The 24613-nt window shown below is 33.0% G+C and carries 20 protein-coding genes and 1 tRNA gene; 8 read left to right on the top strand and 13 right to left on the bottom strand.

Annotated features, from left to right (window positions below; translation table 11 throughout):
- Positions 1-98 precede the first annotated feature (98 nt).
- Positions 99-785, bottom strand: a complete 687-nt coding sequence (locus HN894_16515; GenBank protein ID MBT7144927.1) for a hypothetical protein — start codon at positions 783-785, stop codon at positions 99-101.
- 31 nt (positions 786-816) lie between these two features.
- On the bottom strand, positions 817-1005 hold the full coding sequence (locus HN894_16510) for a twin-arginine translocase TatA/TatE family subunit (protein ID MBT7144926.1): 189 nt from the start codon (positions 1003-1005) through the stop codon (positions 817-819).
- Between the two features lie 295 nt (positions 1006-1300).
- On the opposite strand from HN894_16510, the gene HN894_16505 reads away from it, so the two are divergent.
- The 3 genes from HN894_16505 (at position 1301) to HN894_16495 (ending at position 4035) form a co-directional block, all read left to right on the top strand.
- Positions 1301-2428, top strand: coding sequence for a DegT/DnrJ/EryC1/StrS family aminotransferase (locus HN894_16505; protein ID MBT7144925.1), 1128 nt, complete (start codon positions 1301-1303; stop codon positions 2426-2428).
- Positions 2429-2432: 4 nt separating this feature from the next.
- Positions 2433-3014, top strand: coding sequence for an N-acetyltransferase (locus tag HN894_16500; GenBank protein ID MBT7144924.1), 582 nt, complete (start codon positions 2433-2435; stop codon positions 3012-3014).
- A gap of 70 nt (positions 3015-3084) precedes the next feature.
- Positions 3085-4035: a Gfo/Idh/MocA family oxidoreductase gene (locus HN894_16495; protein ID MBT7144923.1), complete on the top strand. Its 951-nt coding sequence runs from the start codon at positions 3085-3087 to the stop codon at positions 4033-4035.
- A gap of 75 nt (positions 4036-4110) precedes the next feature.
- Here HN894_16495 and HN894_16490 read toward each other — a convergent pair whose 3' ends face one another.
- Positions 4111-5940, bottom strand: a complete 1830-nt coding sequence (locus HN894_16490) for a DUF3857 domain-containing protein (protein ID MBT7144922.1) — start codon at positions 5938-5940, stop codon at positions 4111-4113.
- Between the two features lie 52 nt (positions 5941-5992).
- Positions 5993-7939 (bottom strand): DUF3857 and transglutaminase domain-containing protein, encoded by a 1947-nt coding sequence (locus HN894_16485; protein ID MBT7144921.1) that lies wholly within the window; start codon positions 7937-7939, stop codon positions 5993-5995.
- A 268-nt stretch (positions 7940-8207) separates the two neighbouring features.
- Between HN894_16485 and HN894_16480 the strand changes: the two genes are divergently transcribed.
- From HN894_16480 to HN894_16470, 3 genes are all read left to right on the top strand, one after another.
- Positions 8208-9152, top strand: a complete 945-nt coding sequence (locus HN894_16480) for a T9SS type A sorting domain-containing protein (protein ID MBT7144920.1) — start codon at positions 8208-8210, stop codon at positions 9150-9152.
- A 147-nt stretch (positions 9153-9299) separates the two neighbouring features.
- Complete coding sequence (locus HN894_16475) at positions 9300-12056, top strand: TonB-dependent receptor (GenBank protein MBT7144919.1); 2757 nt, start codon at positions 9300-9302, stop codon at positions 12054-12056.
- A gap of 2 nt (positions 12057-12058) precedes the next feature.
- Entirely contained in the window at positions 12059-14245 is a 2187-nt protein-coding gene (locus HN894_16470; GenBank protein MBT7144918.1) for a T9SS type A sorting domain-containing protein, read from the top strand.
- Positions 14246-14250: 5 nt separating this feature from the next.
- Here the strand turns inward: HN894_16470 and HN894_16465 are convergent, their stop codons facing one another.
- From HN894_16465 to HN894_16430, 8 genes are all read right to left on the bottom strand, one after another.
- Entirely contained in the window at positions 14251-15018 is a 768-nt protein-coding gene (locus HN894_16465) for an alpha/beta hydrolase (GenBank protein MBT7144917.1), read from the bottom strand.
- Between the two features lie 66 nt (positions 15019-15084).
- Entirely contained in the window at positions 15085-15669 is a 585-nt protein-coding gene (locus HN894_16460) for a chemotaxis protein CheB (GenBank protein ID MBT7144916.1), read from the bottom strand.
- A gap of 37 nt (positions 15670-15706) precedes the next feature.
- Complete coding sequence (locus HN894_16455) at positions 15707-16543, bottom strand: protein-glutamate O-methyltransferase CheR (protein MBT7144915.1); 837 nt, start codon at positions 16541-16543, stop codon at positions 15707-15709.
- A 37-nt stretch (positions 16544-16580) separates the two neighbouring features.
- The gene (locus HN894_16450) at positions 16581-17357 is read right to left on the bottom strand and encodes a shikimate dehydrogenase (protein ID MBT7144914.1); all 777 of its coding nucleotides are present in this window, start codon (positions 17355-17357) and stop codon (positions 16581-16583) included.
- 27 nt (positions 17358-17384) lie between these two features.
- Positions 17385-17873, bottom strand: coding sequence for a ribonuclease HI (gene rnhA / locus HN894_16445; protein MBT7144913.1), 489 nt, complete (start codon positions 17871-17873; stop codon positions 17385-17387).
- Positions 17874-17985: 112 nt separating this feature from the next.
- Positions 17986-18564 carry a MarC family protein gene (locus tag HN894_16440; GenBank protein MBT7144912.1) on the bottom strand — a complete coding sequence of 193 codons (579 nt, stop codon included), beginning with the start codon at positions 18562-18564 and terminating at the stop codon, positions 17986-17988.
- Between the two features lie 75 nt (positions 18565-18639).
- Complete coding sequence (locus tag HN894_16435) at positions 18640-20853, bottom strand: S46 family peptidase (protein ID MBT7144911.1); 2214 nt, start codon at positions 20851-20853, stop codon at positions 18640-18642.
- A 323-nt stretch (positions 20854-21176) separates the two neighbouring features.
- Positions 21177-21250: transfer RNA gene (locus HN894_16430), tRNA-Asn, on the bottom strand.
- Between the two features lie 104 nt (positions 21251-21354).
- Between HN894_16430 and HN894_16425 the strand changes: the two genes are divergently transcribed.
- Entirely contained in the window at positions 21355-22329 is a 975-nt protein-coding gene (locus tag HN894_16425) for an adenosine kinase (protein ID MBT7144910.1), read from the top strand.
- A gap of 141 nt (positions 22330-22470) precedes the next feature.
- Entirely contained in the window at positions 22471-23754 is a 1284-nt protein-coding gene (locus tag HN894_16420) for an MATE family efflux transporter (protein MBT7144909.1), read from the top strand.
- A 15-nt stretch (positions 23755-23769) separates the two neighbouring features.
- On the opposite strand, the gene HN894_16415 is transcribed toward HN894_16420, so the two are convergent.
- On the bottom strand, positions 23770-24423 hold the full coding sequence (locus HN894_16415) for a hypothetical protein (protein ID MBT7144908.1): 654 nt from the start codon (positions 24421-24423) through the stop codon (positions 23770-23772).
- Between the last annotated feature and the right edge of the window lie 190 nt (positions 24424-24613).

Below are 24613 nucleotides of genomic sequence, written 5' to 3'. Positions count from 1 at the left end.
TTTAAGAAAAAAAAGTAAATTTGAAGTATGAAAAAATGATTTTGTAAACTGAAATTTTGTCATATTAAAGCGTTCTTTAAAACCAAAATCTAGAGGGGTCAATATGGCCGGATTGAGGGGTCAACATGACCGGTATATCCAATGTTTTGAGAAATCACACCAATTTGGTCTAAAGACGAAGCGTATGAAACAAGTCCTTGCCTTGAAACACGCCCGTAGCTTGGCTTTATTGCTACAAGTCCGGTATAAGAAGCAGGTTGTCTGATAGAACCACCGGTGTCTGAGCCAAGAGCCGACAAGCACAAATTTGCAGCTACCGCAGCAGCAGGTCCGCCAGATGAACCTCCCGGAACTTTTGTATTATCTAAGGGATTTAAAACTTTTCCGAATGCCGATTTCTCATTTGAACTGCCAATTGCAAATTCATCGCAATTAAGCCTTCCAATAATAATTACATCTTCTTCTATTAATCGTCTTACAACAAACGCACTGTAAGTTGAGACAAAGTTTTCCAACATTTTGGAGGCAGCCGATAGTTTGTGATTTTCATAACAAATATTGTCTTTAATCCCAACAACTAATCCTACTAAACTACCTGCAGTGCGATTTTTTATTTTTTCTTCAATTGCTAAAGCCCGTTCAAAAGCTTCATTTTCAAAAACTTCAAGAAAAGCATTCAAATGCTCATTGAGTTTTATATTTTTTAAATAAAAATCAACTACATTCTTCAACGAACACTTGTTACTGAAAAGAAGTTTCTGTATTTGAGAAATAGAAAAAAACATAAATTTGAACTAAATTTCCTGAAAAGAAAAATTAGTTATTTAAGTTTTCGTTTTTCTCCTCATCTTCTTTTTTAGTGGCTTTTTTAAATTCCTTCATTCCTTGTCCCAATCCTTTCATTAGCTCCGGGATTTTTTTTCCACCAAAAAGTAGTAATACAGCCAATACTATTAAAGCAATTTGCCAAGGACCAACAAAACCAGCTATTATAAATAAATTCATTATCTACATCTTTAAATTAAATTATAACAAAAGTAGTATTTTATTTTCATTTTTGAATAAATTGACTAATCATTGAAATATACTGATTTTTAAAATTTGAAGTTTTTTACAAATAAATTGAAAATAGAATAGTAGAAATAATGCAAATTTCTAATATGTATAATTTCAGAAATTTGTGAATATAGGAATTTAAAAAGAAAAACATATTTTAACAAATAAGAACTTCATTGTTAATTGAAAATGACATGATTAAATAATTAAAATATTTATATTTGCCGGCTTAGAAAAATAGACTATGAAAGAAATCAAAATGGTTGACCTATACAGTCAATATTTAAAAATAAAACCGGAAGTTGATAATGCTCTCGAAAGTGTAATTGCATCCACAGCATTTATTAATGGTCCTGAGGTTAAGTCATTTAAAGCCAATTTAGAATCATACTTGAATGTAAAACATGTAATCCCCTGCGGAAATGGAACCGATGCTCTGCAAATTTCAATGATGGGTTTAGATTTAAAACCCGGCGATGAGGTAATTACTACAAGTTTTACATTTATTGCAACAGTAGAAGTTATTGGTTTGCTCGGATTAAAACCTATTTTGGTTGATGTAGATTATGACACATTCAATATCGACCCAAAATCGGTTGAAAAAGCTATTACAAAAAAGACTAAGGCAATTGTCCCTGTCCATCTATTTGGGCAATGTTCTGATATGAACAGCATTATGAAAATTGCAAAACAGCACAATCTTTATGTTATTGAAGATAATGCTCAAGCTATCGGTGCAGATTATTCTTTCAATGAAAATAAAAAAGTAAAAGCCGGAACAATTGGAGATGTTGGAACTACATCATTTTTTCCATCGAAAAATCTTGGAGGCTATGGCGATGGCGGTGCAATTTTGACAAACAACGATGAATTGGCAGAAAAACTTCTCTCAATCGTAAATCATGGAATGAAAGTCAGATATTATCACGATAGAGTCGGAGTAAATTCCAGATTGGACTCGCTTCAGGCTGCTATTTTAAAAATCAAGTTGAAACACTTAGACGATTATATACTTGCAAGACAAAAAGCCGCAAGTTTTTACAATAATGCTTTCAAAAACCACGAAAATATTATCACGCCAATAACAAGTAGCGATACTACCCACGTTTTTCATCAATATACTTTAAAAACTAAAAATGTTGATAGAGCTAAATTGATTGAGAATTTGAAATCGAAAGGTATTCCTGCCATGATTTACTATCCTGTGCCAATGCACCTGCAAAAAGCATATAAAGATGAAAGATATAAAACCGGAGATTTCCCTGTAACTGAACTGCTTTCCGAAACCGTAATTTCTCTACCAATGCACACAGAAATGGACAATGAACAATTAAATTATATTACAGAAAACTTTTTGAATTTTATAAACTAAAAAGATGATAGAGAAAGAATATTTCGCTCACGAAACTTCGGTAATCGATGATAATTGTGAAATTGGGAAAGGTTCAAAAATTTGGCATTTTTCGCACATTATGTCAAATTGTAAAATTGGCGAAAAATGTAATATCGGACAAAATGTTGTAGTTTCTCCAGATGTTGTTCTCGGCAACAATGTAAAAGTTCAAAATAATGTGTCGATTTATACAGGTGTAATTTGCGAAGACGATGTATTCCTTGGGCCTTCAATGGTTTTTACAAATGTTATAAATCCAAGAAGTGCAGTTATTAGGCGAGATGAATATTTAAAAACAATAGTAGGCGAAGGAGCTTCTCTCGGAGCAAATTGCACAATTGTTTGTGGTAATAATATTGGGAAATTTTCATTTGTTGGAGCCGGTGCAGTGGTTACAAAAGAAATTAAAGCATACTCTCTCGTTGTTGGAAATCCTGCCCGACACATTGGCTGGATGAGCGAATTCGGACACCGATTAAGTTTCGACGAAAATAATATTGCTATTTGCCCCGAAAGCAATGAGAAATACAAAATTGAACATAATGAAGTGAAAAAGATAATATAACTTTTTCGAAAACTAATCTTCACAAAACTATAATTTACAATTTTTTAAAAACTAAGAGCACAATAGAATTATGAAAAACTTTGCTTTAATAGGTGCTGCCGGATTTATTGCAGTACGACACATGAAAGCCATTAAAGAAACTAAGAACAATTTAATCTCAGCTTTAGACAAATTTGATAGTGTTGGGATAATTGACAGCTATTTTCCTGATGCAGATTTTTTTACCGAATATGAACGCTTCGATAGACATATCGACAAACTTCGCAGAACAGGAAAAAAAGTCGATTATGTAAGCATCTGTACACCAAACTATTTGCACGATTCTCACATTCGTTTTGCTCTGAAACAAAATGCTGATGCAATATGTGAAAAACCTTTAGTTTTGAATCCATGGAATATTGATGCACTTCAGGAGATAGAAAAAGAAACAGGTAAGGACATTTATAATATTTTGCAATTGAGGCTACACCACAGCATTATTAAACTTAAAGAAGAAATTGATAAGGGACCTAAGGATAAAATCTACGATATTGACCTAACCTATATCACTTCGCGCGGACATTGGTATCACAACAGTTGGAAAGGCGAAGACCAAAAATCGGGCGGAATTGCCACAAATATTGGCGTTCACTTTTTCGATATGTTGTCGTGGATTTTTGGAAAAGTACAAAGAAATAAAGTTCATTTTGCAAACGGCAAACGCGTTGCAGGACTGCTACACCTCGAAAAAGCAAATGTTCGATGGCTATTAAGTTTAGAGTACGAAGATGTTCCGGCAGAAGTTAAGAAAGCGGGACAACGAACCTTCAGGACAATAACCGTTGAAAATAAAGAGATTGAATTTAGCGGCGGATTTACTGATTTGCACACAAGAAGTTATGAAGAAATATTAAAGGGGAAAGGTTTTGGGCTGCAGGAAGCAAGACCAAGCATCGAAACTGTTTTCGACATACGTCATGCAAAACCAATAGGCCTTAGAGGAGATTATCATCCGTTTTTGAATAAAATTAAAAATAAATGAAATTCTATTTTAAAATGATTCTCAAAAAAAATCCTGCTTTTTTCAGTACAAAGCAGGATTTTTTTTGTGCAACAATTATTCAGTTTTCTTAATAATCAACTCCCAGTTTTTGCTGTTCGTCCAAATAGAAAATAATTTTCTAAAATGCTTATACTCTGTTTTATGAATATTCTTTTTGTTTAATTTAATAGACCTTTCAAGTTTTAATAAATTGTCTTGAATTGAAAAATTCATAGCAAGTTCTCCTACATTATTTTTTTCGCTGAAATTTTTCAAAGGAGAAACAAGTTTGTAGTTTTCAGGCAATTCGACAGAATATGTATATTTTTCAACGATTAATTTTTCCAACTCTAAATCTGTTGTTCTATTTTCTGCGAGTTGTTCGATATGCAATTTCCTAATACCTTGAGTTTGAGAAGGCAAATTCCAAAAATAATAGCTCCCGTGTTCTCTAAAAGGTTTGTCTCCATCAAAATTGTATTTTACTTGCAATTGATGTGGCGTACTTTCTACAATCTCGAAACTTTTTACAGCCAAGGATGACAATAGTTTTTTTACTTTTGACTCATCTGTTTGCAATTCGACATACGGATTGTTTTCATTGTTTAAAGACAAAATTGCATTCCCCGATACAGAAAGTGAACTATTTAGCTCGAAATTATAATCTACTATAACTTCATTAACTAAATTTCTGGAAGTTTCTACAACTTCTCTATTATTAATATTTAAAGGAATAATTGTTTTATTTGGATTGCTAAAAATCTCATCTTGGGAGTTCATATTTATTGCAGAGAAATAATGAACTATCTCATTTCTAAGTTTAATTTTCACAAAAAAATCATAGAACTCCAACAAACCAATATTTTGATTATAACAATTATTAGGAATCATAACAACCGGCTCGGCACTAATATTTGCCTGACTGAGAAGTGCGCACAGTAGAAGAGTTTTTTCGAGTTTAGTTCCACCATTCGATTCCCAGGTTTCGTTTGTTGTTCTAATTTTGTAGCCGCAAATATCTAATGGAATATTCCAAAAGTTTAAATCGTTTACTACAGCTTTTTGAATTGTTTTAATATACTGAAATTCATCTTTATATAAACCTGTATTTTTTCTCACCCATTTTTTTTCGCTTTCGCCAATATTGTATGAAAATGCTTCCTGAGAGACAAAATCGGAAAATACCTCTTCGGAATTTGCAGTACTAAACAGTAGTTTTGGGTGAGTTTTGCCCGATTGCAATAGCTCATGAACATCAGCAGATACATTTTTAAATTCCCATTTATATAAGGTGTAATTTTCTATTGCTTCGATTTTGGGATTCAAAGTGTCATTTAAAAGTTCATATTTCAGCAATTTGTCCTTAGGAATTTTAACTATTATTTGAAAATTCTTGACTGGCGAAGAACTGCTAATATTTTCGCTTCCCATTAAAGCAGGAAGAGATTCCGATTTATTTGTAATAGTATAATCCAAATCTACGATTGAATTTTTTTCTAAAGCAGTGTGAGTAACAACCATTTCACGCAAGTGATTGAAGGCAGGCGCATTTGCTGCATATGAAGGCAAAACTTCATTGAAAGCATTTCCCGGAGCTTTCACTAATTTTCCATCAGCCATTGTAGTTTGGCTAATATTTATTTTTAAGTCCTGAAATTCAGGATTATAAGCTATGAAAGTTTCTCCATACTTTCTATTGAATGAAAAATATGATAGATATTTCAAACGATGAGAATAATTATATAAAATTGTTCCATCCTCGTTTAATTGATATTCCTTAGTCATATTTATATATACTGCATCGGCATTGGGGAACATGTCCGTAGTATCGTCGGTTTTTTTCGAGCTATTGCAAGAAATTAGACTTGCTAAAATCACTAATAATAAAATGTGTTTATATTTCATTTCTATTTTTTTTAGATATTTGTTTGAATTAAAATATTTTCTGAACCTTAATTTACTTGATTTTTAGAATCACAGGCTCGTTTGCAAATTTATTTTGCGACTCGATTGCTTTTTTATAAGAATCCCAATCGGCAGGTTCATAGATTCGCTTTTTCAGAACAATTTTCTCATTAAGTTTTAGAGTTTGATTCTCAATTTTATAGTTTCCGGTATAATCTGCACCACTACCTTCTACCTTTTCTGCTTCCGGCAAATAAGTGCTTTCAGCGAAAGCCGGAAGTTTAATTTCTTCATTAAGCTCAATTAGTTTGCTGCAACTACTTCTAAAGTTGTATTTTCTTTCTTCAACATCTGTTTTTGTATATAAATACGAATTAAATCGTTTAAAAAGGTTTGAGGCAACTATGGGAGTAAAAATGATTTCCTCATTGGTTACAATTGCATAATTCGGAATTTCATATTTAAATTTCATTTTCAAAGGATCGGAATAATCATAGAAATCCGGAATGTTCATCTCAATAATTTTAATATTGGGAGAAATTTTCATTAGTTCTTTTTCAAATACTCCGTACCAATAATTATAATAAGTTCTAACAAAACCGCCTCTAAATGCAGCGTCAGATTGTCCTTCAGCTTCTAATGTAAACTCTCCTTTCATTGTTCCATCTGCAAATAATTCCGAAATACCAATGATTTTATAATAGTGATTTTCAGCTGCTGAAATTGGAGTTTCCATCAAATCTGCTCCATCGGGCAAGCCCATCAAATAGTTTTGCTGCTGCTCGCGGCTCGACCATAATTCCCTCACAAAAGGCACCCAAGTAGGATCAAGTATTTTATATTTTCCGTTCTTCAATTTCACAATTGTAACACTATGATTAAACTGGTCGGCAGGAATTCGGTCGATTCGCGAACCGGCCATAGTCATAGCAGCATACGATTCGAAACCTGCCGCACGAAGGAAAGTTATCAGCAAACTTGCTTTATCTTTACACACTCCGCAACGATCGGTAAAATTCATTTCTCCCGAATGCAAAGTATATCCTTCGCCCTTTCCCATAGAAATTCCGGAATATCGCATATTGTCTGCCACCCAATGTGTTAGCTTTGATATTGAATCTAATTCATTTGTGGCAGCTTGTAAAATTTCTTTTATTTTTTTGTCTATTTCCGGAGTAGAATTGAAGCTGCCAAAATCTTCATTAACACCATAAAACCATTGCGATTTCGCTTCCCAATCGGGACTTGTTGAAATAAGCAATTTTGGTGCAATGTCCGACAGTGCAACCATTCCGGGTTCTCTTTTAATTTTCGAAATATTCTTTTTGGTAAACGAATATGCGATTTTTCCATCCATTTTCTGAATCAAAGAATCAACATCTCCATTATAGAATTTATACTGAACAAATTTATTTTCAGGAATTTTTGTCTGATAAAATTTTGTAATAATCGGATCGCTGCTCCAAAAATTCACAATATCGTAGAAATGGCCTCGCATAGGTGGAATGTATTGTTCGTCGCCGTTTTCCTGAAGAAGTGCATAAGTAAAACCTTTGCGAAACATAAAAACCTCCACCGCATCGCCAGTTTCAAGTCTGCCTATTTCAAGCATTTTCTGACGTGCACCCCAATAAATCATTCGTGCCGGTGCCGGATAATCCAATTCGTTCGATACATCAAGCTCTTCAATCTTACCACTTTTTCTGTAAATAACAACCTTGCGAATTTCAACAAATGCCGACAAAGGATCATAATCGAATTTTACAACACTCATTCTCTTAGCACCTTTTGTTGTTAAAATTTTATAAAGCGCATGAAAATTTACATAGCTCAAACCCGTTTCTTGAACATCAACTTTAGTACTGTCAAAAATTATCAAGAGATCGTCTTTTGGATAGTTTTTCGAATTTCCAGAATTTCTGATTAAATCTTTAATTGGGTTTGCGTCAGCGCCTATAATACTGAATATAAGCACAAAAAGAACAAATAATTTCTTTATCATATTTCTAAAATTATAGTTTATTAAAGCTGATAAAGCTACGCAAATTTTGTTTTTGCTTATTCAATTTCTTCATTTATTTTCATTATAATTGATTTATACAAGCTCAGAAACAATTTTTCTATAAAGTGATATTTTATAATAGTGAAATCCAAAATCTTCTAACAAATTAATTTGTATTTATTCCATTAAAAATTGTATTATTGTATATGTTTTAAAATTGAAATTTATTGTATTAAAATATTGTTTAACAGAAATTTATTAAATTATGAAAAGAAATTTACTTTTAATTTTATTTGTTAGTTCGCTTAGTTTTCTATTTGCACAAGATTGTTCAGATTTGTTTATATCTGAATATGTTGAAGGAAGCCATAATAACAAAGCTTTGGAAATTTATAATCCAACAGATAATGCTATTGATCTTTCCGACTATCATATGTCAAGGTATTCAAATGGCGGATTTAGTCCAAATTACATAGGTCTTGCCCCAGGTGGAATACTCGAAGCTCATAGCGTTCTTGTTGTAGTTTTAGACAAACAAAATCCTAATGGCACAGGATTGGATACTATTGTTTTTGACGAGCTAAGAGCTTTGGCCGACATTTTCCTTTGCCCTGTTTATGATGATAACAAAATGATGTATTTCAATGGAAATGATGCTGTTACCCTTGAAAAGATTTCTACATCTGAGATTTTAGATATAATTGGGAAAATTGGCGAAGACCCAGGCGATGGTTGGACTGACATTGATCCATATTTTATAGATCTTGGGGAATGGTGGAGATTATGGACAAGAGATCAAACCTTAATTCGTAAGCCCGAAATAAAAGAAGGTGTTCATCTAAATCCCGATGTTTTTAATGCTACTTTAGAATGGGATTCTTTGCCAAAAAACACTTTCGACAGTTTACGTTCACATACATGCGAATGCGGAAATGCAGGAACAAGCAATATCACCAATTTTCAGGTCGAAAATAAAATCTATTTTTTCCCAAATCCGGTAATAAATGGAGAATTTAAAATTCGCTCAAACAAAATATTTGAATCAATAGAAATCTATAATAGCCTCGGAAATATAGTTCACAAACAGAAAAATGACATTCCTAAAGCTTCTATTGATATTAACAGCAGTAATTATAACAAAGGTTTATACATAGTTAGAATCAATTTTACAAATGGCTATACTCAAACTAAAAAGCTAATAATCAAATAAATTGTTAGAATTTCTGACTTCAGATAATTAGTAATTTATAAGGTATTAAAAAGGGGGAAACTCTTTTTAATACCTTTTTTAATTGAAATCATAAAACCTTACAACTCCTAAATTTTATAATTCTTAATTCATATTAAATATAAACAGATGAAAAAATATCTTATAATTCTATTATTATTGAATATATCAATTGTTTTAAATGCGGAAAAAGTAGAACTTAGTGGAGTTATAAGAGATGCAGTAACTCAGGAAACATTAATCGGAGCAAGTGTTTTGATAAAAAAAGGAGTTGGGACAGTTACAGACTTAGATGGAAAATATTCAATCGAATTAGAAAGTGGAGAATATGATCTGCAAATTTCTTATGTTGGATACAAAACTTTATTGAAACATTTACTTGTAAAAGAAAAATCAATTTTTCTGGATTTCTATTTAGAAACCATGATAATTGATGAAATAACAGTAGTTGGAGATATTGCAAGGTCTCGTGAAACCCCGGTTGCATTTACAAATATACTTCCTGCCAAAATTGACGAAGAGCTTGCATCCCAAGATATTCCAATGATTTTGAATTCAACTCCCGGAGTTTATGCAACACAACAAGGAGGCGGCGATGGCGATGCCAGAATTACAATACGAGGGTTTAATCAAAGAAATGTTGCCGTAATGCTCGACGGAATTCCTGTGAACGATATGGAAAATGGTTGGGTTTATTGGTCGAACTGGTTTGGGCTCGATGCAGTAACCCGTACCATTCAGATACAGAGAGGATTGGGAGCGTCAAAGCTGGCAATACCTTCAGTTGGCGGAACACTAAATATTATTACAAAAGGCATAGAAGCAAAAAAAGGAGGGAACATCAAACAAGAAATTGGAAATGACGGATTCCTTAGAACTTCATTTGGTTATACTTCAGGAAAATTAAAAAACGATTGGGGCTTCACACTTGCCGGATCGTACAAACAAGGCGATGGATGGGTAGAACAAAACTGGACTAAAGGATATTTTTATTTTTTAAGAATAGATAAAAAACTGGGGAAACATATTCTATCGGCAACAGCAATGGGAGCACCCCAAAGCCATGGCCAGCGTTCTTACAAAAGCCAGATTGCCACCTACGACAAAGATTTTGCTGATGATTTAATTGGTTCAGACACCAACTATACTGAACCAACTGCACTTGATATGGGCTTAGACTATAACGAACATTGGGGATATTTAGAAAGATGGACACTCGATGAAAATGGAGACACAATTCACGCTAATCGCGAAAAAGTTAATACAAAAGTGAATTATTATCATAAACCCCAATTCAGTTTTAAAGATTTATGGTCGATTAATGACAAATTGTATATTTCAAATATATTATATGTTTCCATTGGTCAGGGAGGGGGTACAGGGCTCTCAGGCAGCGTAAACCACCTTAATAACCAAGTACATTTGCAGGAATTATATAATAACCAGTACGATACTGCTATCAATGAGGAGCAAATTTCAACTGGTATGATATACAGTTCGCGAAATAATCATTATTGGTATGGATTTCTTTCTACTATTAGCTATGACTTAAGCGAAGAACTTAACTTATCTGGAGGTATTGACCTAAGAAGTTATAGAGGCGAACACTTCAGGGAAGTATATGATTTACTGGGAGGAGTGGTATATTACGATGAGGATGGTAGGTTCCTCAACAACAACAATACACCAAATACTGCAAGAGTGGAAGGAGATAAAATCCTTTATCACAACGATGGACTCGTCAGATGGGGAGGACTTTTTGCACAAGCAGAATATAAAACAGGCAATTGGAGTGGTTTTGTAAGCCTATCAGCTTCGAATAGTGGCTACAAAAGAATTGACTATTTCGCAGAGAAAGATATAGTCCTTGCAGATACTATTTTATTTCAAGCAGCAGGCTACAAGAGGGTAGGACCTAATATCTTTCTTCCCGATACAGTCCACTATAATGGGAATAGCTATACTGTGAATTCACCGGAAGCACGCCACTCTGAAACTATTTGGAAATGGATTCCAGGATTTACTTTTAAGTCTGGAGCGAACTACAACTTAAATGAATATAATAATATTTTTATAAACCTCGGATATTTGTCGAAAGCCACACGATTTAATAATGTAATTGGACAAGACAACAAACTACTTAACAAAATTGATAATGAACTTGTTAAAGCAATTGAGCTTGGGTACGCATACAAAAGTAATAAATTCACTATAAATTTGAATACTTATTATACAAATTGGGAAAACAAACCTGTTCAACCATTCACTAATCGGCTTAACTATGATACTCTGCTTACAGGATACATTAGTGGTATAAATGCTATACATAAAGGAATTGAACTCGATTTTGTTTGGAAAATTTTCTCTAATTTAGAACTGCAAGGTCTTTTTTCTTTAGGAGATTGGAAATGGGACTCACATGCTGAAATAACACGTTTCGATGAGTCAGGAGAATTTTATGATAATTACACTTTTAATGCAAATAATGTTCATGTTGGCGATGCCGCTCAAACACAATATGCTTTTAGCATTCGTTATGAACCATTAAAAAAATTGTATCTGAAAGGAAAATATACACATTTTACTCGCTATTATGCAGATTTTAATCCAGAAATATTAAAAGACCTTGATGAACCGCGAGATTCATGGGAATTGCCATCATACAAATTAGTTGATTTTCATGCAGGCTATCGTTTTAATATTTTCGGACAGAATATGAGTTTCTCATTCAACATTTTAAATGCTTTGAATGAAACATATATTTCCGATGCGTTAGATAATGACTCTTACATTTCAGACAATCCAGATGAATTTGATGCAAAATCAGCATCCGTGTTTTTTGGATTAGGAAGAAGATATACTACCTCACTTAAAATTAGTTTTTAAATATGAAAAAATCAATTTCACTCTTAGTTTGCTTTTTAGCACTTCAAACCGTAGTTTTCGCACAACCAGCAAACTATTATAATGGAACGGAAACTTTAGATGGAGCAAATCTAAAAACTGCACTTCATAATATCATTGACGGACACACCGCTTTTGAATATGGTACTGTAAAACAAATATTAAAATCGTCTGATGAAGACCCAAACAATTCTGACAATATAATTTTAGTTTATACTGGCTGGTCTATTCCAAAATCAGATTTTGCCTCAAATCTCGATTCTCTAAACTACTGGAACAGAGAGCACGTTTGGGCAAAATCGCATGGAGATTTTGGAACAGATATGGGTCCCGGAACAGATGCTCATGGCATAAAACCAGTGGATGCAACAGTAAATTCTGCAAGATCGTATCTCGATTTCGATGAAGGAGGAACAGAATATTACGATGCAGGGGTACCAACAGGTAGTTATAAAGACAACGATTCTTGGGAACCTCGTGATGAAGATAAAGGCGACATAGCAAGAATAATTTTTTATATGGCAACACGCTATGAAGGCACAAATGGAGAACTTGACCTTGAAGTAGTAGATGCTGTGAATACTTATCCTGCCCCTGAACACGGAAAATTGTCCACATTGCTACAATGGAATTTGCAAGACCCACCGGACGAATTTGAAAAAAACAGAAACGATATAGTTTTCGACTGGCAAGGAAACAGAAATCCTTTCATTGATTATCCTGAATTTGCTGAGTATATATGGAATGGAGTTTCAGCAAATCCAATAATTATTACAAACCTAATTCTCGATCCGGCCGATCCCATCGAGAACGATATTGTAAATATTTCATCTGAAATTTCTCATAATAGTGGAGGAACTATAAATTCTGCAACTCTTTTCTGGGGCTTGTCGTGGAGCAGTTTATCGAATACAATTTCATTAAGTGCAAGCGGAAATATTTATACTGGGCAAATTCCCGGTCAACTCGAAAATACCAGAGTTTACTATAAAATTGTTGCCTCTGACGGAACAGAAGAAAAATACTTTTTTGGCTACTATGATGTTGCTCCTGAGCCTTTTTCCGGCACACTTACAAGCATTTACGACATTCAGGGACAAACAACAAATTCGCCATACCAAGGGCAAACAGTTTCAATAACAGGCGTAGTTACCGGTGCTTTTGGTTCAAATTTCTTTTTGCAAAACGGAAGTGGAGCATGGAACGGAGTTTATGTTTACAGTTCAGGACATTTCCCCACAGTTGGAGATAGTATAATAATTACAGCCGAGGTTGATGAATATTACGATCTTACCGAAATGAAAAACATTTCAGCATACTATCATATTTCAGCGAACAATAGCTTGCCCGAAGCAGTGTTAGTACAAACCGGAGCCATGCAAGACGAACAATACGAAGCCGTTTTAGTACAACTCGAAAATGCTATGTGCGTTCGAGACACAACATATGGAATGTGGTTTGTAAACGATGGAAGTGGCGATGCACTTATACACAATTCTTCGATTTATAGCCACAGCTATGTTATTGGTCAGATATATAACATTACCGGACCTTTAAATTTCGATTTTGGTGAGTATAAAATTGAACTAAGAAGTGCCGATGATGTTGTGGAACCTGAAGACGTTTATGCACCAATTGTTAGTAATATTTCAATAGCTACAGAGACTGTAATATATGTAACTTTCAATGAAGATATTGCCGGATCAAGTGTCGCAGCAGAAAATTTTTCAATAAATCATAATATTACTGTCGAAAATGCAAGCTTACACACTTTCGATAATACTATGGCTGTTCTTACTGTATCAGCACTCTCGGAAGGAAATTACACAATGACTATCAATGGAGTGGAAGATTTAGCTGGGAATATCGTGAATAATTTGATTGTATATTTTAGTGATCCCACAAATATTTCAAATATTGAAAACTCAGATTATCAAGTTTATCCAAATCCTTGCGAGGATATTTTATTTATTGATTTAGGAGTAAATTCGAATTTTACATTTATTGAAATATTTGACATTTCCGGCAGAAGTATTTATTTTGTCGAAACAAAAATAACTGAAAAGAATCACAAACATTCAGTCGATATTTCAGGATTAAAAAATGGAATCTACTTTCTAAAAATCAGAAATGAGGATGATGTTTTAGTTGAGAAAATTGTTGTGGAATAAATGAATTAAGGAATTTCCTTCCCCAAAATCTCAAAAAACTCATCCACCGCAAACTTTTCGTTCCAAGGATAATGCCCACATTTTTCTAATTCATAGAACTGAAAATCGTTTAAATATTTTGAAAGTGGATCTTTAACCCCTATTGCCGGATGTGGGTCATAACTTCCGTGAATTGCAGAAACCGGACATTTTATTTTTTTGATATATTCTATCAATTCACCTTTCAATCGCAAATTGTTGGCTTCTGCCCACACATTTTTGAAGATATTGTAATCAATTTCGCCGATTTCATTTTCGGTAGAAATTGCAGAAAATGTATCGGTCTTCGATAGGATTTTCCCAATTTTCAGAAAAACAGAATCAGGATTTGAGCTTCTCAATATTTCTTCCTGAAGCATGAAAATCACAGTTTTATCTTTCGGCGAAAGCCTTGAAAACCTGATATGTTGAGTAGTGTTCATGTATTTTTTCTCGAAAGGCCCGGTGCTTACCAAAATTAGCTTCTCAACATATTTCGGAAATTGTGCTGCAAAAATCATCGACAGCCATGCTCCCCACGAATGTCCAAGCAAAATTACAGGAATCTTACAATAATTTTCGATAGATCTACGAAGTTCTAAAACTAATTTATCAATAGAAGTTTCGGTTTGAAAAGGTTCAATAATTCCGATTTTTTTCGAGAGAATTTTACCAATTCCCATCATATATCCGGCTGCACCAGGCCCACCATGAATTAATGCCAGTTTAAATGGCTCATTCCCATACTTTTTCAATTTGAGATTTTTTTGCATCTATTTTCAAACTTACAATTATTGACGATTTCGTAAGTTGCAATATGTCTATTTACTCATCTGGCTGAGGCTTATCAAAATTTCTGCAATTTTTTCAAGCTCGAAAACATTATTAGTTTTAGTAGCTTTTAATGCAGCTTTTGGCATTGACTCAACTTCGGCAGTTTTGGGATTTTGAACAATCACATATCCACCATAATCTTTAATGCTTTTTAAACCTTGGCTTCCATCGTTGTTTGCTCCGGTGAGGATAACTCCGATAAGGGAATTTTTGTATGCAATAGCTGCCGATTCGAAAAGAACATTTATCGATGGGCGAGCATAATTTACCCTTTCTTCTGTTGATAAAGAAATTGTAAAATCCTCTTCTACCAAGAAATGATAGTTTGGTGGAGCAAGATAAACCTTGCCATTTTCAATTTTTTCTTTTTCGTCTGCTTCCTTCACTTTTAGTTTGCAAGAATTATTCAAAATGTGCACAAGATAGTTTTCGCTTCTTGGGCTAATGTGCTGAACAATAAGAATTGGTATAGAGAAATTTTTTGGCAAAGCAGGCATAATAGTATTTAATGCTGCCATGCCTCCGGCTGAAACACCAATAACAATAGCCTCATATTTTCTCTTTTTTTTCATCTAAAAAGTAAGTCAGAACTTTAATGAAATGTGTTGTTTATTTTTTATAAACTTTTCTATAAATCTTTTCTTTTTCAAACAAGGGTTCGAAAGAATAGTACTGCTCCGAAAACTTTAGGCTTTCTTTTGATCCTAAGCATAAAACACCGCCGGGTATTAGGCTTTCTTTAAAAAGTTTGATAACTTTATTTTGCAAAACTTTATCGAAATATATGAGAACATTTCTGCAAACTATCATATTCATTTCGCCGAACACTCCATCGAAAACTAAATTATGATCTGCAAAAACAATATTCTTTTTCAATGAATTATGAAAAATTGCCGAATCGTAATTAGCATTATAATAATCTGAAAATGAAGCCAAACCCCCAGCATTTTGATAATTTGATGTATATTCTTTCAAATATTTGATTGGGTAAATGCCGTCTTTTGCTTTTTGTAAAATAGACTGGTTGAAATCGGTAGCATAAATTTGTGTTTTTTCTAACAATCCTTCTTCTTGCAACAAAATTGCCATGGAATATACCTCCTCCCCCGACGAACATCCTGCATGCCAAATTTTCAGAAAAGGGTATGTTTTCAAAATAGGAATCACTTCTTTACGAACTGATTTATAAAACAGAGGATCTCGAAACATTTCTGTAACATTTATCGAAAAATCCATTAGAAACTTATTGAAAAAAGCCACATCATATAAAACTTTCTTTAACAACTCAAATACGTTTGGGATTCCTGATATCGACAACCTGTGCATTATCCTCCGGCGGATATGAGCTTTTCCATAATTTCTGAAATCGTAACCATATTTTAGAAAAATGGCTTCTAAAAGTAAGTTAATCTCAATTTTTTCATTTTCCAATTTCTCAAGAGTCATCCTCTGATATTATTATTTTCAACCACGGTGCATTAATTTATTTACCAAAAGTATAATTTTTTTCTAATGGTTGTTGAAATATTTTCCAAGATTCTTCAGCTTGTAGTTCCAACATTTTCAGACCATTAATTGTTTTTGCTTTATTTTGTTTGCTAAATTTCAAAAACATTGTTTCCGAAGGATTGTAAATTAAATCAAAAACAAGCTGCTCTTTCCCTATAAATTGATATGGAATTTTCAGAAAATTCTCACAATCCGGGAACATTCCAATAGGTGTTGTATTGATAATTAGTTGCGATTTCTGAATATCTTCTTGCGATAAATTTTCAAAAGAAATACAATTTTTCGAATTCGCATTTCTTGAAACAAATATAATATCAATAGAAAACTTTTTTAAAACATAAGCAACCGATTTTGCAGCACCTCCCATACCTAAAACAAGTGCCTTTTTTATTTTAGAATTTATATGTGATTTTATAGAATTTTCAAATCCAAAAATGTCGGTATTAAATCCTACCAGTTCAGTTCTGTTTTTAGTTCTGTGGATTTTTATTGTATTAACTGCACCAATTTCTAAGGCAGTTTGGTCGAGTTTGTCAAGATATTTAATAACCTCTTCCTTGTAAGGGATTGTTACATTTAGTCCGCATAAATCTGGTAATGATGAAATTAAATTGGGTAATTCTTCAATTTTTGATAAGGTGAAATTTAGATATTCCGAGTCTATGATACTTTCATTTTCAAATTTCTTTTCAAAAAATGGTTTCGAAAATGAATGACTTAAGTTTTTCCCAATTAGTCCATATGTTTTCATATTTTATTTTTCACTGAAATAGAAATCTCAAATTCCTAATTTCAAATTTGCGTCTGGTGATTGAGAATTTATATATCCTATATCTTCAAGCAAGTCAGCTTTGTATGATGCCTCCACAGCCAATCTGTCGCATTTTTCATTTTCAACATTATTAGAATGTCCTTTCACCCAAAAGAATTTAACATTGTGTTTTGGATAAATTTCTAAAAATCTTTGCCAAAGGTCTGGATTTTTTTTGTTCTTGAATCGTTTTTTTTCCCACTGAAAAACCCAACTTTTTTCTACAGCATCGACAACATATCTTGAATCGGTATATATCTTTACCTTGCTTTTTTCAACTTTTAATTGTTCGAGAGCTACTATCACAGCCAACAATTCCATGCGATTGTTAGTTGTATGTTTAAATCCCTGCGACAATTCTTTTCGGTGTTTTCCCGATTTTAAAACTATACCGTAGCCTCCGGGGCCAGGATTTCCTCTTGCTGCTCCATCGGTATATATTACAATTTCAGGCATAATAGGTTCGCTATCGTATGTTTACACTTTAACTCTAAAATTCAAAAATAATGTTTCTTTTACATTAATTCTTAGAAATACAAAAATACCTTCAATATTAAATTTTAGATAACTAATTTGAAATATTGATGCCTGTATTTGAAATAAAGAGTTTAATTGCAATTGCCAACAGAATTATCCCAAAAACCTTACGCAAAATGTGTATTCCTTCTTTTCCGAGAATTCTCTCAAACCATTTGGTCGATTTTAAAACTACATAAACCAAAATTAAATTTAGAGTAAGGGCAATAGCAATATTAATTGTCTGATACTCAGCTTTAAGCGAAAGCAGAGATGTTATTGAACCAGCTCCTGCCACCAAAGGGAAAGCTATTGGGACTATAGAATTTCCTCCACTTTCATCATTTTTGAATAGTTCTATTCCAAGAACCATTTCCATAGATAGCAAAAATAAAACTATGGCACCGGCTATTGCAAATGAAGATATATCTACTCCAAAAATATTTAATAGTGGCTCGCCGATGAATAAGAATAAAAACATTATTATGAAAGCTGTAATGCTAGCTTTTTCAGATTTAATTTCTCCACTTTTTTCTTTTATTCCAAGAATAATTGGTATTGAACCAATAATGTCTATTACTGCAAAAAGCACCATAAATGCAGCAAATATTTCTACAAAATTTATTTTCATGACTTGTTTTTTCTCATAAAAAAAAGGCTCAAAATAAAATGAGCCTTTCAATTTATATTTCAATTAATTATTTTTTTACATTCCTACCGGAAGACTATGCTTAATTGGAACTCGTTTCTTCTCAACTAACTTCATCTCTTTGATTAAATTTTTTGCTCCTGCATATTTGTCAATAACAAACATAACATATCTTATATCAACATTTATACATTTTTGCAGTTGGTCTTCAAATTCTATATCACCACTCATTGCTTCCCAATTTCCATCGAATGCTATTCCAATAAGTTCGCCATCTGCATTTAAAACCGGACTTCCAGAATTTCCACCGGTAATGTCGTTGTTTGTAGTGAAACAAACAGGCATTTCGCCATTTTTCATGGCATATTTTCCAAAATCTTTTTTGTAGTAAAGTTCTTTTAGTTTTTCAGGAACTACAAATTCGGTTGTACTCGGGTCTTCTTTTTCAATGTAACCTTTCAGAGTTGTATAATAGTCGTAATGAACAGCATCTCTTGGAATATAATCGCCAACTGTTCCGTATGTCAAACGAATTGTTGAGTTTGCGTTTGGATAATAATCGTTAATATTATTTTTATCCATCTCTAAAAGTGCAGCAATAAACAAACGATTTCCTTTATTCAATGTAGTTGAGAATTTTCCTTGTTTTCCTCTTAAATCCATATATTTTTTAATAAAGGAATTTACTAATTTATATGCCATGTCTTTTTCAATCTGTTTGGCTTTCGGATTCTTCAAGAATGCTCCCATCCTGGCTTGGTCTGCAAAAACTGACTTCTCGAATACTTTCTTTGCAAATTTATCGAAATCGCCTTTGAATTTTTTGTTTATTTCTATAAGCATATCCGGTTGGTGTGCTACCGGGATTTCAGCAACAAACATTGTCATCATTTCGGCAAGCAATTTTTGGTCGATTGATGCATTATAGTCCTTGAAATAATCTGCAGTTGTTTCTTGCATTCCCTTTAATACTTCATCAATTGCAGCCTGATCGTCTTTTGAGTTTTCTAAAACTTTCAAGATTCCTTTAGATTGATATGAAAATAGCAAAATTTCTGCTCCTTGAAAAACAGATTCACCATAAAAAGCATTGGTTTTTGCATATTCCTTTCTCAAATTATATGCTTCTTCAATAAGTTTGATTGCTTCACCATATTTTTCTTTTCTTTTCTGATCGGCATTGATCCAGCTTGCAATTTTGTTTTCAAGTTCTTGTTTTTGTTCTAAAACTTTAAGTCTTTTTAAACCTTGGCTTTGTCCAATGAAATATTTCCAATAGTTTGCAGTTTGTGCATATTTTGCAGCATACTGAATACGAGTTTTTTGAGAGGCATCAATACCTTCTTTCATTATTTTCAGTTTTTTATCTCGTATTTTTATTCTTGTAGGATTTGTAATATCCAATGCTTCACTAATTCCATAAGATGTAAGATATCTGTCAGTGCTACCAGGGAAACCCATAACCATAGCAAAATCGTTTTCTTCAATTCCTTTCAATGAAATTGGGAAAGAATGTCGCGGTTTCAGTGGGATATTTTCTTTTGCATATTTTGCAGGTTTGCCTTCAGGACCAGTATATATTCTGAACATTGAAAAATCGCCAGTATGTCGAGGCCACATCCAATTATCTGTGTCGCCACCAAATTTTCCAATAGATGAAGGAGGTGCACCTACGAGACGAACATCTAAAAATGTTTCATAAACAAAAAGGAAAAACTGGTTTCCACCAAACATCGACTTCACAGATGAGCCATATTCAGTATCTTTAGTTGCTTCTTCTTCAATTTTACCTGCAATTTCAGAAATAACTTTTCTTCGTTCTTTTTCAGTCATATCATCTTTTAGCTCAGAAGCAATTTGTTCTGTAACATCTTCAATTCTAATTAATATTGAAGCAGTTGTTGATTCATTTATCAGCTCTTCTTCTATTGAACGTGCCCAAAATCCATCAGCAAGATAATCATGTTCGGGAGTACTGTGGCTTTGAATACTTGAGAATCCGCAATGATGGTTTGTAAGTATTAAACCTTTGCCTGAAACAATTTCTCCGGTACAATAAAACCCAAATGGATTTCCTTCATTTCCTAAACCTACAACAGCATCTTTCAAACTTGAATTATTAATGCTATAAATTTGCTCCGGACTAAGTTTTAGCCCTTTTGTTTGCAAATTCATCTTGTTTAATAAAGACAAAAGCCACATGCCTTCATCGGCGCGACTCATGTTTATTGTCATTAAGAAACTGATAACTAAAATTATTACTTTTTTCATCACTAAATATTTTGGTTAATAAATTTTTTGCAAATAAACTACAATAATTATTTCTTTCAAAAGTATTTTGGTAAAAATTATACCTTATTATTATCAAAGTTCAAATTTTGGCAATTTGCAAAACTGTAAAGCATTTTGTATAGTTTTTTTATCAAAAATGATTTTAACACAAGTGTATCAATTTATTGGATTTTTTAGTAAATGACTCGAACTTAGAAACCACTGACTAATCCCGACAAATCGGGACTATAGCCAACTGAGCTGTCAAAAAAACAAGTTTATAAAACAAAAAGAGGACAAGTTTTTCAACTTGCCCTCTTTTGCTCCTCATCTTAGACTCGAACTAAGGACCCTCTGATTAACAGTCAGATGCTCTAACCAACTGAGCTAATGAGGAATTTCAATAAGTAAAATACAATCTCAAAATTGCGGTGCAAAAATAATAGCAATTTTTAAAATAAACAATAGCTTTGCAAAAATATTTTTATTTTTTTTACAGTTATGAAAAAGGTTTTAGGAATGGGCAATGCCCTTGTAGATATTATGACATCTCTGAATAATGACGAACTTTTAGAGCAATTGAATTTGGCAAAAGGCTCAATGCAACTTGCCGACAAAGAATTTATTAATAGAGTTGTAAGTTGCACACAAAACTTGGAAAAGAGGCAATCATCAGGTGGTTCTGCAGCCAACACTATTCATGGTTTGGCTAAACTTGGCGTTGAAACAGGATTTGTTGGAAAAATTGGAAACGACAATTTTGGTAATTTTTTCAAAGAAGATTTAGAGAACAGTGGAATTAATCCAAAACTATATAAAAGTCAAAACGAGTCGGGAATTGCAATTGCTTTAGTTAGTCCCGATTCTGAGCGGACTTTTGCAACTTTTCTTGGAGCAGCTATTGAACTTTCTGCCGATGATATCAAAAAGGAGACTTTCGAAGGATTCGATTATTTTCATATCGAAGGATATTTGGTGCAAAATCACGATTTGTTGAACAAAGCTGTGAAACTTGCAAAAGAGAATAATCTGATTGTTTCTATTGACATGGCAAGCTTTAATGTTGTAGAAGAAAATTTGGAATTCCTAAAATCTCTGGTAAAAAATTATGTTGATATTGTTTTTGCAAACGAAGAAGAAGCAAAAGCTTTTACCGGTAAAGAGCCAAAAGATGCAGTGAATGAAATTTCAGAATATTGCGATATTGCCATCGTAAAAATTGGGAAACATGGCTCGCTAATAAAAACAAAAAATGAAACATATAAAATTGATGTAATCGAAGCAAACAGTATCGACACAACAGGCGCAGGTGACCTTTACGCTGCAGGTTTTTTATATGGATTAATCAACAATTTCGCTATGCAAAAATGCGGAAATTTTGGATCAATTCTTTCGGGAAAGGTTATTGAAGTTATAGGAGCAAAAATGAATAATCAAAAATGGAAAGATATTAAAGAGTTAATCGAGAACGCATAATAAGTTGTGAACTTTGCAAAACTCAAATATTATAGCCGAATAAACTACCTTTTAAAAGATGTAAAAAAAGCAATTAGTGGTTCCGATCAGGATTTCACAAAAGGAAGTTTAAAAAAAGCAATATTCCTTCTGTCGATTCCGATGGTTCTTGAAATGATCATGGAATCGATATTTGCAGTTGTTGATATTAAATTTGTATCCGAACTTGGTGCCGATGCAGTTGCCACTGTTGGCATAACCGAATCATTAATTACAATTATTTATGCAATCAGTGTTGGGCTGAGCATGGCAACTACAGCTCTGGTTTCACGCCGTATAGGCGAAAAAAAGAACAGAGATGCGTCAATTGCAGCCTTTCAAGCAATTTTACTTGGAATTTTGTTTTCTTCTATCATAGCAATTCCCGGTGTAATTTTCTCGAAGCAAATTCTAGAATTGATGGGAGCAAGCACAGAAATTGTTGAAAACATGTCGGGATATGCCACCATTATGCTTGGTGGAAATGGAATAATAATGCTCTTGTTCATTATTAATGCAATTTTCCGAAGTTCCGGCGATGCAGCAATATCTATGCGAGTTTTGTGGCTGGCAAATATTTTGAATTTAATATTAGATCCACTTTTGATTTTTGGCATTGGTCCGTTCCCTGAACTTGGAGTTAAAGGAGCTGCAATTGCTACAAATATTGGGAGAGGAACGGCAGTAATTTTTCAGTTTTATCTACTTTTTAGTGGGAAGCACAGAATCAAACTTGACTTGTCAATTTTAAAAATAGATTTTAAAGTTATACGCAAACTTATTAAGATTTCCTATGGAGGTATTTTTCAATATCTTATTGCAACTTCGAGCTGGATAGGCTTAGTAAGAATAATTTCTATTTTCGGAAGCGAAATTGTTGCCGGCTACACTATTGCAATCAGAATAATAATATTTTCATTACTTCCCTCATGGGGAATTAGCAATGCTGCTGCTACACTTGTTGGCCAAAATCTTGGAGCAAACAAACCAGACAGAGCAGAAAAATCGGTTTGGATAACTGGAAAAATAAACATGATTATTATGGGGATAATGGGGATTATTTTTGTGATTTTTCCTGATTTTTTCGTAAAACTATTTATTGATGATCCTGTAGTGGTCTCAAGTGGTTCGTCATGTTTACGAATTGTGAGTTTCGGATTTATAGCCTATGGACTTGGAATGGTTCTCGCAAATGCCTTTAATGGAGCCGGCGACACAATTACACCAACAAAAATCAATTTCATTAGCTTTTGGATAATTGAAATTCCAATAGCTTACATACTTTCTTTACCATTTGGCATGAGAGAAGAAGGGGTGTTTTTATCAATAATAATTGCCGAAATTGTAATGACAATTTTAGCCGCCTATTTATTTAAACAAGGCAAATGGAAATTGAAAATAGTGTGATTTGAATCCCACTATCTATAAAACTTTATTGGTGTCAGTATTTTTCCCTTTTTTAGTTGTAAAAAACTTCATAGAATATCCAAATCCAAGTCCGGCGATTGACCACACTGGAATACTAAGAAGAGATTTCTTCAAAGTAATTGAATCTCCATTAAAAAAAGGAAAAATAAAAGTCATTGTTATAAACATTAATAAGCCCCAAATTAAACCGGATATTATCCAAGTTCGTTTTTTTAATGGATTTAATGGACTTTCCAAATCAAGGTTTTTATATCTTTCATCTTGTTTTTCTAACCATTTCTTTTTCAAGTCATTTTTAAACCATACCCAAAACGGATAGGTTAAAATAAGAATAACGAAACTCAAAACATTTGTCAAACATGGAATAATATCACCACAATTGTTACAATAAAGTCCAAACCAATTTTTAAACGCAGTTCCATTTTGTAGCGACCAAGTTCTGCTATCGTGAAATTTTTCACAATGCGGACAAGGAACATAAGTTCTTTCAACTTTCGGTTTATCTGAAGTTTTATCTTCCAAGGAAATTTTCGGAACTCTTTGTCCTAATATCAGTTCGTTAATTGCCAAACCCGGATTTATTATCCAATGAAACATTAATAAATTTTTCCAAGTATAGATTTTGTATATATCTTTGTTGTATTTCATTTTCATCAAACAAAAATATTTATAATTATTTGATAAAAAAATTAACTGTTTCTAACCTGATTAATTCATAAACTTTTTTTTTCATATAGTTTTTTAAATTTTCAAGCTCAAATTAATTAATATTAATGAGTTTTGTTTAATTTTTGTATTTGGGTTTAAATTTTTTCGCACTTTAATTAGAATGATTCTA

The organism is Bacteroidota bacterium (assembly GCA_018692315.1).
Lineage (GTDB): Bacteria > Bacteroidota > Bacteroidia > Bacteroidales > JABHKC01 > JABHKC01.
Note: the sequence above shows the minus strand (reverse complement) of the source record. Positions and strands in the feature narration are given on the sequence as shown.